The 12500-nt window shown below is 32.4% G+C and carries 13 protein-coding genes; 10 read left to right on the top strand and 3 right to left on the bottom strand.

Annotated features, from left to right (window positions below):
- The first annotated feature begins 113 nt into the window (after window positions 1-113).
- Window positions 114-2525 (top strand): alpha-ketoacid dehydrogenase subunit alpha/beta, encoded by a 2412-nt coding sequence (locus ITJ86_RS12930; RefSeq protein ID WP_195872064.1) that lies wholly within the window; start codon window positions 114-116, stop codon window positions 2523-2525.
- A gap of 118 nt (window positions 2526-2643) precedes the next feature.
- Complete coding sequence (locus ITJ86_RS12925; RefSeq protein WP_195872063.1) at window positions 2644-3120, top strand: hypothetical protein; 477 nt, start codon at window positions 2644-2646, stop codon at window positions 3118-3120.
- Window positions 3121-3477: 357 nt separating this feature from the next.
- Here the strand turns inward: ITJ86_RS12925 and ITJ86_RS12920 are convergent, their stop codons facing one another.
- On the bottom strand, window positions 3478-4635 hold the full coding sequence (locus ITJ86_RS12920; protein ID WP_195872062.1) for a THUMP domain-containing class I SAM-dependent RNA methyltransferase: 1158 nt from the start codon (window positions 4633-4635) through the stop codon (window positions 3478-3480).
- A 202-nt stretch (window positions 4636-4837) separates the two neighbouring features.
- Here ITJ86_RS12920 and ITJ86_RS12915 point away from each other — a divergent pair, with 202 nt between their 5' ends.
- The 8 genes from ITJ86_RS12915 (at window position 4838) to ITJ86_RS12880 (ending at window position 10627) form a co-directional block, all read left to right on the top strand.
- Complete coding sequence (locus tag ITJ86_RS12915; RefSeq protein ID WP_195872061.1) at window positions 4838-5569, top strand: class I SAM-dependent methyltransferase; 732 nt, start codon at window positions 4838-4840, stop codon at window positions 5567-5569.
- 5 nt (window positions 5570-5574) lie between these two features.
- On the top strand, window positions 5575-6249 hold the full coding sequence (locus ITJ86_RS12910; protein WP_195872060.1) for a ZIP family metal transporter: 675 nt from the start codon (window positions 5575-5577) through the stop codon (window positions 6247-6249).
- Window position 6250: 1 nt separating this feature from the next.
- On the top strand, window positions 6251-6679 hold the full coding sequence (locus tag ITJ86_RS12905; RefSeq protein ID WP_195872059.1) for a DUF4268 domain-containing protein: 429 nt from the start codon (window positions 6251-6253) through the stop codon (window positions 6677-6679).
- Between the two features lie 73 nt (window positions 6680-6752).
- On the top strand, window positions 6753-7079 hold the full coding sequence (locus ITJ86_RS12900; protein ID WP_230080302.1) for a hypothetical protein: 327 nt from the start codon (window positions 6753-6755) through the stop codon (window positions 7077-7079).
- A 452-nt stretch (window positions 7080-7531) separates the two neighbouring features.
- The gene (locus ITJ86_RS12895; RefSeq protein WP_195872058.1) at window positions 7532-8416 is read left to right on the top strand and encodes a LysR family transcriptional regulator; all 885 of its coding nucleotides are present in this window, start codon (window positions 7532-7534) and stop codon (window positions 8414-8416) included.
- Window positions 8417-8492: 76 nt separating this feature from the next.
- The gene (locus ITJ86_RS12890; protein ID WP_195872088.1) at window positions 8493-9413 is read left to right on the top strand and encodes a YeiH family protein; all 921 of its coding nucleotides are present in this window, start codon (window positions 8493-8495) and stop codon (window positions 9411-9413) included.
- 139 nt (window positions 9414-9552) lie between these two features.
- Window positions 9553-9924, top strand: a complete 372-nt coding sequence (locus ITJ86_RS12885) for a hypothetical protein (protein WP_195872057.1) — start codon at window positions 9553-9555, stop codon at window positions 9922-9924.
- A 64-nt stretch (window positions 9925-9988) separates the two neighbouring features.
- A complete protein-coding gene (locus ITJ86_RS12880) occupies window positions 9989-10627 on the top strand; it encodes a hypothetical protein (protein WP_195872056.1) in 639 nt (212 codons plus the stop codon).
- A gap of 181 nt (window positions 10628-10808) precedes the next feature.
- Here the strand turns inward: ITJ86_RS12880 and ITJ86_RS12875 are convergent, their stop codons facing one another.
- Both ITJ86_RS12875 and ITJ86_RS12870 read right to left on the bottom strand, forming a co-directional pair.
- A complete protein-coding gene (locus tag ITJ86_RS12875) occupies window positions 10809-11429 on the bottom strand; it encodes a trimeric intracellular cation channel family protein (RefSeq protein WP_195872055.1) in 621 nt (206 codons plus the stop codon).
- A 326-nt stretch (window positions 11430-11755) separates the two neighbouring features.
- A complete protein-coding gene (locus ITJ86_RS12870; RefSeq protein ID WP_195872054.1) occupies window positions 11756-12472 on the bottom strand; it encodes an RDD family protein in 717 nt (238 codons plus the stop codon).
- Window positions 12473-12500: the final 28 nt, after the last annotated feature.

The following is a 12500-nucleotide window of genomic DNA, read 5'->3' as shown; positions in this document are numbered from 1 at the left end:
TTATTTTCAAAGAATTCATGGTTTCACTGAGAATATCGCAATACTATAACACAAATAGACCTTGCATTAAATCTTAATTTTTCGTACTTTCGCAATACTTAAAAAATGCGTTTATGAAGACGAATCCTAATACCAAAACCGAAATTACATTTGAAGATTTTAAAACAGAAGTTTTAAATGATTACAAACTTGCTGTTACGAGTCGGGAGTGTAGTTTGCTTGGTCGTAGAGAAGTCTTAACCGGAAAAGCCAAGTTTGGTATTTTTGGTGACGGAAAAGAAATTCCTCAAATCGCATGGGCGAAAGCTTTTCAAAATGGTGATTTTAGATCTGGTTATTATAGAGATCAGACCTTTATGATGGCTATTGGAGAACTTACTATTGAGCAATTTTTTGCTGGCTTATATGCCAATACAGATATTAATGATGAGCCTATGTCTGCTGGTCGTCAAATGGGAGGCCATTTTGCAACACATAGTTTAGATGAAAATGGACAATGGAACAACTTAACCTTACAAAAGAATTCTAGTTCAGATATTTCACCAACAGCTGGTCAAATGCCTAGACTTTTAGGTTTAGCGCAAGCCTCTAAAATATACAGAAAGGTTGACGGAATTGACACCACAAAATTCTCTAACGAAGGAAATGAAATTGCTTGGGGAACAATTGGTAATGCGAGTACAAGTGAAGGCTTATTTTTTGAAACTATAAATGCAGCCGGAGTATTACAAGTCCCTATGGTTATTAGCATTTGGGATGATCATTATGGCATCTCTGTACACGCAAGACATCAAACAACCAAAGAGAATATATCAGAAATATTAAAAGGATTTCAACGTAATGAAGACGAAAAAGGTTATGAAATCTTTAGAGTTGATGGTTGGAACTATCCTGAATTAATGGACACGTACCAACGTGCTGCTAAAATTTCAAGAAACGAACATGTTCCTGTTATGATTCATGTTCAAGAATTAACACAACCACAAGGGCATTCTACTTCTGGATCTCATGAGCGTTATAAAAATCAAGAGCGCTTAAAGTGGGAAGCTGAATACGATTGTAATGCACAAATGCGCCTTTGGATTCTTGAAAATAACATTGCTACAGACGAAGAACTTACAGCTTTAGAACGCTCAATTAAAAAAGCCGTAAGAGAAGGTAAAAAAGCCGCTTGGGCAGCGTGTATAAATCCTATTATCGCAGAACGTAAAGAAGCACTTCATTTATTAGAGGAATTAGCAGCATCTAGTCCTAATGGCGTTTTTATTACAAAGCTAAAAAATGAATTAGAAGGTTTTGACGAACCACTACGTCGTAATATTTTGACGGCAACAAGAAAAGCATTGCGTTATGTAGTGTCTGAATCCTCTTCGCAAAAAACAGCGCTTCAACATTGGATTACAAATTATATTGCAACCATTCAACCAAAATACAGTTCACATTTATATAGCGAATCGCAACAAAATGTATTAAACCAACAAGAAATTCTTCCAACATACGATCCTAATGCACAAGAAGTTGATGGACGTGTGGTATTACGAGAGAATTTCGACGCTTTATTTAGCAACTATCCTGAAGCCTTAATTTTTGGAGAAGATGCTGGTTATATTGGAGATGTAAACCAAGGATTAGAAGGGCTTCAAGAAAAACACGGAGCACTAAGAGTATCTGATACAGGCATTAGAGAAGCAACCATAATTGGTCAAGGTATTGGAATGGCAATGCGTGGCTTAAGACCTATTGCAGAAATTCAGTATTTAGACTACATCATGTACGCCTTGCAAATAATGAGTGATGATTTAGCAACAGTTCAGTATAGAACAAAAGGGCGTCAAAAAGCACCTTTAATTGTAAGAACACGTGGTCACAGACTAGAAGGTATTTGGCATTCTGGCTCACAAATGGGAGGTGTACTGAACTTAATTAGAGGTATTCATGTTTTAGTACCAAGAAACATGACAAAAGCCGCTGGTTTTTACAACACCTTGTTAGATAGCGACGAACCTGCTTTAGTGGTAGAGTGCTTAAATGGTTACCGATTAAAAGAAAAATTACCTAATAATATTGGTAAATTTAAAACACCGATTGGTGTTGTAGAAACCATTAGAGAAGGTAAGGATATCACTTTAGTTTCTTACGGTTCTACATTGCGATTAGTAGAAAAAGCTGCCAAAGAATTGCAAGTGGTTGGTATTGATGCAGAAATCATTGATGTACAATCGTTATTACCGTTTGATATTAATCATGATATCGTTAAAAGTATCGCCAAAACCAACCGCGTTATGGTGATTGATGAAGATGTAAAAGGAGGAGCTTCAGCGTATATTTTGAATGAAATTTTAAATACCCAAAACGCCTTTCAGTTTTTAGATGGTGCACCAAAAACTTTAGCTGCGCAACCACACAGACCAGCATACGGGACTGATGGTGATTATTTTTCAAAACCATCTGCCGAAGATATATTTGAAGCCATCTACGATGTAATGCATGAATTGAACCCTGCCGATTATCCAAAATTGAGATAAGTAAGAATTACAATTTTACAATAAATAAAAAAGCAGTTAATTATCTTATATAATTAGCTGCTTTTAGTTTTGTCCCAGTTTCTCATACAACTACACCGAAAAATCTTAAATTTATAGCATGAAGATTGAATCTATCGTTACCATAAAAAAAGAACTCAAGCACCTTTCTCAAGAAGAGCTTTTAGAACTCTGTTTACGCTTAGGTAAATTTAAAAAAGAAAATAAAGCCTTACTTACCTACTTACTATTTGAATCTCATGACGAAGATGGCTATATCGCAAGTGTAAAATTAACTTTAGACGAATTGTTTGAAGGTATTAACACTGACAGCTATTTTTATATGAAGAAAACAATTCGGAAAATATTGAGACAAATCCGTGTGTATAGTCGCTATTCTTTAAAGAAAACAACTGAAGTGGAACTCCTACTCTACTTTTGTGAACGTTTAAATGACCTACAACCATCAATACATAGAAATACAACCTTGAGTAATTTATATGAGCGTCAAATTCTTTCCATAAAGAAAAAGATTAAAGTGTTGCATGAGGATTTACAGTATGATTATAATATACAGTTGGAGGCACTAGAGAACTAAGAAAATGTGTTCTGTTTCAAATCTAAATCTCGCAAAGACGCTAAGTCGCAAAGAATATGATTACGCAGAGTTTCACTCAGAAACACGAAGATTCACAGCGTATTTTTCAGTATTGACTTAATAAAACGTTGTAACAGAAAACCGAAGACTCAAAATTGGACACTACAAATTCGATAAAGAAGCTTATTACACAAAGACGCACAGAGCAACCACAAAGATTCACGGAGTGATTTTTCTAAAAAATCATCTTAGATTCTGAAAATCACAAATAAAACTGTAAACTTTCAACTCACAGCTCACAACTCACAACTCACAACTCACAACTCACAACTTAAAGACTAACATCTCAAAATTCACTTACTGCTTTTTAGCCTTTCGGCTTCCTTCGTACATTTCGTACTTCACCAATCTGGCTTCAAGCTTAGCGTTAAAGACTTTTATTTTTCGAGATGGACGTAGCCCTACAGATTTTAAGGCTTCAAGATTTGACGTTATTAGCCAAGCATTGGTTCCTGGATAACCATGTTTTAATGTGCTTCCAATATTTCCGTAGAATTCTTCAACATTTAAATTTTCTAAACGCTCACCATACGGAGGATTAAAAACCATGTGTAATTTATCATTACCCGATTTTTGAGTTTTGAAGAAATCTTCGTGCTGAATATGAATAAATTCATCTAAGTGCGCATTTTTCATGTTTTCTTTCGCTTTAGCTACAGCTGACGGCGATTTATCGTAACCTAATATTTTATAATGAAAATCGCGTGTTTTCTTAAGAAGGGATTCTTCAATTTTCTCAAACAAATCGACATCCCAATCTTCCCATCGTTCAAAAGCAAATTCTTTTCGCATTAAGTTTGGTGGAATATTACAAGCAATCATTGCCGCTTCTGCTAACATAGTTCCACTACCACACATTGGATCCATAAAATCTGATTGACCATCCCAACCACTCATCATAATTAATCCTGCTGCTAAAACTTCATTTATAGGTGCAATATTTGTTGCTGACTTGTAGCCACGTCTGTGTAACGATTCACCAGAGGTGTCTAACGAAATAGTACAACGTTGACGATCTATATGAACGTTAATTTTTAAATCTGGAAAACGTAAATCTACATCTGGTCTTGTGCCGTCGATATCTCTAAAACGATCTACAATCGCATCTTTAGTTTTTAAAGCTGTATAGAGCGAATGGGTAAATACACTATTATGTACTGTAGCATCTACTGCCAAAGACCCCGTAGATTTTAGGTACTCTTCCCATTTCATGTTCTTTACATTTTTGTAAAGATCGTCCTCTTTGGCAACTCTGAAAGAATGAATAGGTTTAAGTATTTTTATAGCAGTTCTAAGTCCAAGATTAGCTTTATACATAAAACCTTTATCACCTTCAAAAGTCACATTCCGTATGCCTTTCTCTACGTTCATGGCACCAAGCTGCATGAGTTCTTTTGCTAGTAAATCTTCGAAACCAAATAATGTTTTGGCTAACATCTTAAAATTATTGTCCATATCTTCCTTCTAATAGATTGCAAAAATACAGTATTTTTGTAGCATGTAATCCTAAAAACCAACTTAGGAGTCATCATCTCGAAACTTTGGATAAAACTTACAGTACGCTTTTATTGATAATTAAGAGTAACTTTCCCTTAGCACTTATGATGGCCACTAATTATTTTAATTAAAAAGACTCCTTTTTTAATAGGAGATAATTATGACTAAATCAACTAAACAATGGTATGCTTCGTGGTTTGACACTCCGTACTACCATATTTTATATAAAGATAGAGATTATACTGAAGCGCAAAACTTTATGGATAATCTAACCAACTATCTTAATATCCCAGAGCATGGCAAAATTCTAGATTTAGCATGTGGTAAAGGGAGACATTCCGTGTACTTAAACTCTTTAGGTTACAATGTTACTGGAGCTGATTTATCTGAACAAAGCATTGCACACGCTAAGCAGTTTGAAAATGAATCGCTACGATTTGATGTCCATGATATGAGCAAACCTTATCCTGATACGTTTGATGCTGTTTTTAATCTTTTTACAAGTTTTGGCTATTTTGAAGATGATAAATGCAATCTTGAAACTATAAAGTCTATTCAGGCAGAATTAAATGACTTTGGATTTGGTGTTATCGATTTTATGAATACCAATTACATTATAGATAATTTAATTGCCGAAGATGTAAAAACGGTTGACGGCATTGATTTTCATCAAAAACGATCTGTCAAAGAAGGATACATCGTAAAAGATATTAGTTTTGAAGCCGACGGAGAACATTTTGAATTTCAAGAACGTGTAAAAGCATTTACACTAAAAGATTTTGAAACACTTTTTGAAAAAGCCGGAGTACATTTGTTAGATGTTTTTGGAGATTATAAACTCCATAAGTATCACGCTAAAACATCGGAACGTATGATTATGATTTTTAAGTAAACTGAATGAACAGCTATTTATTACCATTACTTGCCGTTGTTATTGGTGTTGTTATTGCTATACTCACTAAAACACAAAAGTCCAATTATACTAAGTTGCTACTATCTTTTAGTGGTGCCTTTTTACTTGCACTTACACTTTTTGATTTATTACCAGAAGTGTATCACCATATTGATGCAAAGCAAACCGGCTTGTATATAATGTGTGGTATTTTACTTCAAGTTATTTTAGAATTTTTTTCTAAAGGTGCTGAGCATGGCCACGTACATATCCATAAGAACGATAATGATTTTCCTTGGTTGCTCTTCATCAGCTTGTGTATTCATAGTTTTTTAGAAGGTTTTCCCATACACCAACATAACGATATGGTTTATGGTGTTTTAATTCACAAAATACCTATTGCAATATTAGTTGCTACTTTTTTATTAAAATCTAACTACAACAAGAAACAGATTATAAGTTTTCTAATCATTTTTGCGGCAATGACGCCTTTGGGGACTTTTATTTCTAACCACTCAACTTTTATGGCAACCTATGTAGATGTTATTAATGCCGTCGTTATTGGTATCTTTTTACACATTTCTACAACCATTTTATTTGAAACTGGTGAAGGTCATAAATTTAATTTATCTAAGTTGGTGGCTATCGTGTTAGGTATTGCAATTGCTTATATGATTTAATATGTTTTCAAGAGAAGAAAGTAGACAATTAAGAGAAGAGTTCTGGACCAGTTTCGGAAAGTCATTTCCACGAAAATGGTTGTTATATGATACCAAAATTAAAGGCTTTTCTTTTAAATTTCATTTCGATACTAAATCGGCATTAATTGCTTTAGATCTTGAAGATGACTTAGAAAACCGCATTAATTGTTGGGAAAAACTTGTAGCTTTAAAAGGCATTCTAAAAAATGATTACCTACCAGACGTTATATATAATGAAGAGTATTATCTAGAAAACGGTAAGGAAATTTCTCGAATCTACTTACCATTAAAACAAAAAGTATCTATACATAACAAGAATACGTGGAGAGATGTAATGGAATTCTTTAATGAAAATATGAGTTTGTTTGAAGCCTTTTTTCAGGAATATAGAGATATGATTAAGGTTTAAAATCCAAAACAAAAAGTCAACTGATGTTGACTTTAACAGGTTTTTAAGGTTGATTTTTTGATTGTATAACAAGTTGGTAGTAATACAAGAGAATAGTTTTTCAAATAATCATTTAGTAAAAAAATTATTTTTTTTATTATATACGCAAATTATAGATTTACAAACTCGAAAACTCAATTTAATAACTTATCTAGCCCAAATTAAGGACGAGATATTATTTGACAAATTGGAAAATTATATCCTAAAAAGAGAGATTGAACATAAGCCTGATTTAAAACCATTTACTGTCGAAGAATTAGTTAATCGAATTGAAAAATCTGAATTGGATTTTAAAAATAGAAATGTAAAAAATCAAGAAGATTTAGAGAGAATATCAGCAAATTGGCAACAATTAAAATAGTTTAGACTGATTTTGCTATTAGAAATTTAAAAGATATTTTTGATTATTATTCTATTGTAGTAATTAAAAACTTGCTCATAAAATCAGAAAACAAATACTTGAATCCTCGAAACAATTAATAAAAAAATCCGAATTCTGGTCCTGTAGAACCTAATTTGACAATTCTAAATAAAAATAATAGATACTTAATAAGTGGACATTATAAACTTATTTACAGAATTGCAGATAACGAAATTATAATTATTGATGTCTTTGACACACGACAAAATCCGACTAAAATGAATGATAAAAATCGGGTTGAATAACATAGTAATACTCCTACACCGTGGATAATTAATTGCTTATTTCTAGCCTACTTACAAAAATACACGCGTATTTTCTATTCGGTTTTTATTTGCTAACTTACTCGCTTAACTACGCAACTAATCATACACAAACATGTGCACAAACTAATGAAAACCAAATTACATATTTTTAAAATTGTTGCCAAACATTTAAGTTTTACAAAAGCTGCTGAACAATTATATATTTCACAACCTGCGATTTCGAAAGCAATTAAAAATTTAGAGCAAGACTATAAGACCACGTTATTTATAAGAAAAAGAAACGCGATAGAACTGACCACAGAGGGAAAATCATTTCTAATCTACACGAATAAAATATTGGCTATTTATACCGAAATGGACGAGAAATTTCTTCATAAAAAAGAAGATTTTCCAGATTTTATAGACTTTGGTGTAAGTACTACCTTGTCTAACTATATTATACCTAAAATAATTGCCAAATTTAGAGTGCAATTCCCTGAAACAAAATTTAATGTAATCAGTGATAATTCTGAAAATATTGAAAACTTAATTTTAAATGAAGACATAAATTTCGGAATTACAGAAGGAAGTTCTGCCAACCCCATATTACATTTTGAAAAGTTCATTAAGGATGAAATTGTTCTCGTGACAAATATTAAAAACAACACTTTTCATACAGGACAAATTGATTTACAAACCTTACAAGAAATTCCAATGGTAGAACGTGAAAAAGGTTCTGGAACAAAAGCAATAATTGATACCTTTTTATTGAATCATAAAATAACAAAGCTTAATTCCGTTGTATTTTTTAATAGTACTGAAGCCATTAAAAATTACCTATACAATTCTGACCATTACGCACTTCTTTCAGTCCATTCTATTTCTGATGATTTAATGAATAACAAACTTAAAATAATTGACATTAAGGATTTAAGCATTTCAAGATGGTTTTATTTCGTTACTAGAACAGGGTATCTCTCCAATACGTTTGAATATTTCAAAAAATTTGTCCGCCACAGCTATAACCTTTAGTTATCCTACACAGCTAATTGATTTGCTTAAAGGTTATCTAAGCAAATTACTTTTGTATCAAATAATAACAAATGATATGAAAGATAGTTTTTCGAAAACAGTTTACTTCGGTATAATTATAATTGCCCTTTTAGGACTTATAAACAGCCCGACAGCTTTAATCGTTGGTTTTATATATACGACTCTATTTAACACTCCTTTTAAGGCATACAACCATAAAGCCATTCATTATTTATTAAAAATTTCGGTCGTGGGACTAGGTTTTGGAATGTTTATTAAAGAAACATTAGAAACAGGAAAAGCAGGATTAAATTTAACCATCTATTCAATAATTTTAACCTTATCCTTAGGCTTGTTACTCTCAAGGCTTTTAAAATTAGATTTAAAGCTAGGACATCTTATTACTTCAGGAACGGCAATTTGTGGAGGAAGTGCAATAGCTGCAATTTCACCGGTTATCAAAGCTAAAAGCAAAACAATAAGTATTGCTCTAGGAATTGTATTTCTCTTAAATTCTATCGCCTTGTTTGTGTTTCCTGCAGTTGGACATTTTTTAAATCTATCCCAAGAACAATTTGGTTTGTGGTGTGCTATTGCGATACACGATACAAGTTCAGTAGTTGGTGCTACTTTAGGTTACGGAGAAGAGGCCTTAAGAATAGCCACAACAGTAAAACTTTCTAGAACATTGTGGATTATTCCGTTATCAATTTTTTCAATGTTTCTTTTCAAAACAAAAGACGAAAAAATAAAAATCCCTTACTTTATTATTTTATTTATTGTAGCAATCATAATAAATAGTTACCATATTTTACCTGATCCAACTACTCATTTTATCGTTTCAATGTCCAAAAGATTGTTAATCATAACGTTGTTTCTTGTAGGCTCTACAATTTCAATAAAAGACTTAAAACATACAGGAATGAAACCTATAGTTTTGGCAATTACGCTGTGGCTATTTATTTCCATATTTTCACTAGGCTACATTTTGAACTAAAGCATGTATACAACAAAGGATTACTGTAATTATGTCAAATTCCATAACGTTTAAAACCACTCAGAATTGCTAACATTGGTGCTAAACCAAAAATAATCGCTAATTTACCCCATAACTAACACCTATTTAACAGTTGTTTATGAATGATACGCATATCATTACAGTATTAATTATCATCATAATTTGCCATATAGCAGCCATTATCGTCACATACAAAAAAAAGAAATCAGCATTAATAATTCCTTACTTAAATATGGCCATAGTAATTGGTATATTGGGTTTTGGGACTATCACTATTCCAAATATAAAAGCGCATCACTTTGAATTAATAGAATTAATTGTCATCGGTTTTGAGTCTTGTATTTTACTATTTGCCTTTTTCGCTATTTTTGATGTTTTTAATAAAACCTACGTCAAAGTCGTAAATTTCATTGGTTTCGGACTTCATTTATTGGCGACAATAGGCCTATTTTATTACATGGTAGCATTCAAATTTGATAGCCTTTATTAATGATAAACTACACCTAACTATGAAGGTTCTCACATTTAACATATTGATTTTATTACTTGTATGTATGTCATACACAGGATATGCACAATCTAAAAACAACATGACAAACGATTCTATTACAATACCTTTAAAAACAGGAAAAAATCCTAGTATTCAATTTGAAAATATAATTATCGAACCTTCAAATCTATTCATTCAATCAACAGTAATAAATAACAGCTCTCCAGAAATTCAACTAGAATTAAACGTATTTGAAAACCATACAGAATATGCTACTTTCCTATGGTGTTATGACGCATTTAACAATCGTAAAAAAATAAACTATCCAAAAGCATATCAAAACTATTCTTTCGATTTAAAAATTGATAAAGACCTAATTGCCTTAGTCGTTAATAAACTAGACTTTGAAAAACCAATGTTTATAGATTTGGGGCAAACTGCTATAATTGGTAAGCTTGAAATTCTATTTAAGGATTATATAAGCGAATGGTCTGAAGATATAGATGGCAACCAAACCGATGTCTTTAACTCATATCATATATTACTATCAGAAGGCGAAGCACAGAAAATGGTATCATTTAACTCGCTAAATAAAGCCGAAGATAAGGGTCTAACTATAGAATGGAAGCATTATAACATTATGGTCTTAGAAGATTCTGACAAAGCCATAAAGCTAATGGTGTTTAAAAACGATAAGCAATAAAGTGCTTCTCTAAAAAATACCACAAAAACAACTAAGTAGCCATTTCAAAAAATGAAAATCCAAGACTTAGCGCACAGACCTTGGGAACTAACAACAGAAAATTCAATATTCATAAGGTGTTAAGGTTATCGCCTGGAGCAAGACTAAAAAAGATAAATCAAACTTTAACAATCAATAACAATTACTGCTTGTTGTCTTCGCTTTTATACAAACTAGGTAAACTCACTTTAAATCTAACAGCAACTAATCTTACAGTAATAACAACCAAAGCCACTATAACGAACAAGATATGTCTATCCGCAAAAAACTGTAAGAGTAAAAAATATGTAAAACCTCCTAAAATACACGCTGTAGCATAAATTTCTTCTCTGAAAATCACAGGAATATCATTACACAATATATCTCTTAACACACCACCGAAACAAGCCGTCATTGTTCCCATAGCTATACAAATTACTGGGTGTAAACCTGCTACAAGTCCGGTTTCTACACCTACAACCGTATAAAGTGCAATTCCAATAGTATCGAATAAAAACAATGATTTTCTCAGGTAGTTAATTTGTTTTTTGAATACAACAGCAAACACGGCAGAACCAATAATAACATAAACGAATGTCATATTTTTCATCCAAGACACAGGCTCAATCCCAATCATAACATCACGCAGTGTACCGCCTCCAACTGCAGTTACAAAAGCAATAATAAGAACTCCAAACGGATCCATACGTTTACCCATAGCCATCAATGCACCTGAAATGGCAAAAGCAATGGTTCCTAAAATATCTATAAATTGAAAAAACATAGAGTGATTATATTTACATTATTGTAATGTGCGAAGGTAGGCATCTAATTTAAAATGAAAAATGGTTCTTTCAAATACTTCGGGAAACGTTGTTTACTGCATTCGAACGATAAATTGGCTCTTAGTAACGTTTATCATAAGTCCTTCGACTGCGCTCAGAGCTAATAATTATTACACTAAATATAAATCAGATACTTCGACTGCGCTCAGCATAAGCAATTCACTCATTTTTCTGAAAATGAAAAAGTGGTTCTCTGAGATCCCAAAGCGAGTTCGGGATAAGCGATTCACTCACTTTTTCTGAAAAAGAAAAAGTGGTTCTCTGCTTACATGTTTTGCGTATAATAATTATAATCCTTTATAACGGTTGCCACAAAATCTACTGGTTTTTCACTCGTTTCTATGGCCATAATTTTCAATAACCGAACGTGTAAATTCAGGATAATATTATGATGTCCGTTTCTTACTGCATTGTCATATAAATTTTTAACGGTTTGCATATCCTTATCATTTAACATGGTCACTTGGCTGTATGTTGGCACATAATCAGTAGCAATATCTTTAATAAGCGTATCATGAATTGTAACTTGTTGCTTTTCACTAATTACTGTGGTACCAGCAGCAATATCACCCAAACGCTGCCCATTGCCTTTTAGTAAAATGGTAAAGGCAGCTACACCTCCAGAAGTTAAAACCACATCTACAATTCTTAAAATCCAACGCACAAAATAATTAGAAAAGCTGGGTTTAGAACCATCCAATTTTACAACTCTTGTATTCATAATAACTTTCCCTACGGTTTTACCATCCATAAATGTTTCGAGTAGCACATAATATAAAAACGCAGGTAACGAAATCAACAAATAAATAGCCCAAGTATCTCCCAAATCTAAATTTAACGTGGCTAAAAGTAGAATAGCACCTATAGAATACAATAGAATAATGGCACTATCTATAAGGTAACCTAGCATTCTATCGCCAATACTAGCAACATTTTGATTAATCCCTACATTTTGGGCAGTTTCTATTTGAAATTCATCCATATTTTCTTTTCTTTGAAAGTCTAAACGG

This window comes from Winogradskyella marina, assembly GCF_015645385.1.
Lineage (GTDB): Bacteria > Bacteroidota > Bacteroidia > Flavobacteriales > Flavobacteriaceae > Winogradskyella > Winogradskyella marina.
The sequence above is the reverse complement of the archived record's forward strand: the minus strand, read 5'-3'. Positions and strand labels throughout refer to the sequence as shown.

Bases quoted from the DNA above. Each gene is read 5' to 3' on its own strand.
- ITJ86_RS12930 (WP_195872064.1), top strand. From the start codon at position 114: ATGAAGACGAATCCTAATACCAAAACCGAAATTACATTTGAAGATTTT.
- ITJ86_RS12925 (WP_195872063.1), top strand. From the start codon at position 2,644: ATGAAGATTGAATCTATCGTTACCATAAAAAAAGAACTCAAGCACCTT.
- ITJ86_RS12920 (WP_195872062.1), bottom strand. From the start codon at position 4,635: ATGGACAATAATTTTAAGATGTTAGCCAAAACATTATTTGGTTTCGAA.
- ITJ86_RS12915 (WP_195872061.1), top strand. From the start codon at position 4,838: ATGACTAAATCAACTAAACAATGGTATGCTTCGTGGTTTGACACTCCG.
- ITJ86_RS12910 (WP_195872060.1), top strand. From the start codon at position 5,575: ATGAACAGCTATTTATTACCATTACTTGCCGTTGTTATTGGTGTTGTT.
- ITJ86_RS12905 (WP_195872059.1), top strand. From the start codon at position 6,251: ATGTTTTCAAGAGAAGAAAGTAGACAATTAAGAGAAGAGTTCTGGACC.
- ITJ86_RS12895 (WP_195872058.1), top strand. From the start codon at position 7,532: ATGAAAACCAAATTACATATTTTTAAAATTGTTGCCAAACATTTAAGT.
- ITJ86_RS12890 (WP_195872088.1), top strand. From the start codon at position 8,493: ATGAAAGATAGTTTTTCGAAAACAGTTTACTTCGGTATAATTATAATT.
- ITJ86_RS12885 (WP_195872057.1), top strand. From the start codon at position 9,553: ATGAATGATACGCATATCATTACAGTATTAATTATCATCATAATTTGC.
- ITJ86_RS12880 (WP_195872056.1), top strand. From the start codon at position 9,989: ATGTCATACACAGGATATGCACAATCTAAAAACAACATGACAAACGAT.
- ITJ86_RS12875 (WP_195872055.1), bottom strand. From the start codon at position 11,429: ATGTTTTTTCAATTTATAGATATTTTAGGAACCATTGCTTTTGCCATT.
- ITJ86_RS12870 (WP_195872054.1), bottom strand. From the start codon at position 12,472: ATGGATGAATTTCAAATAGAAACTGCCCAAAATGTAGGGATTAATCAA.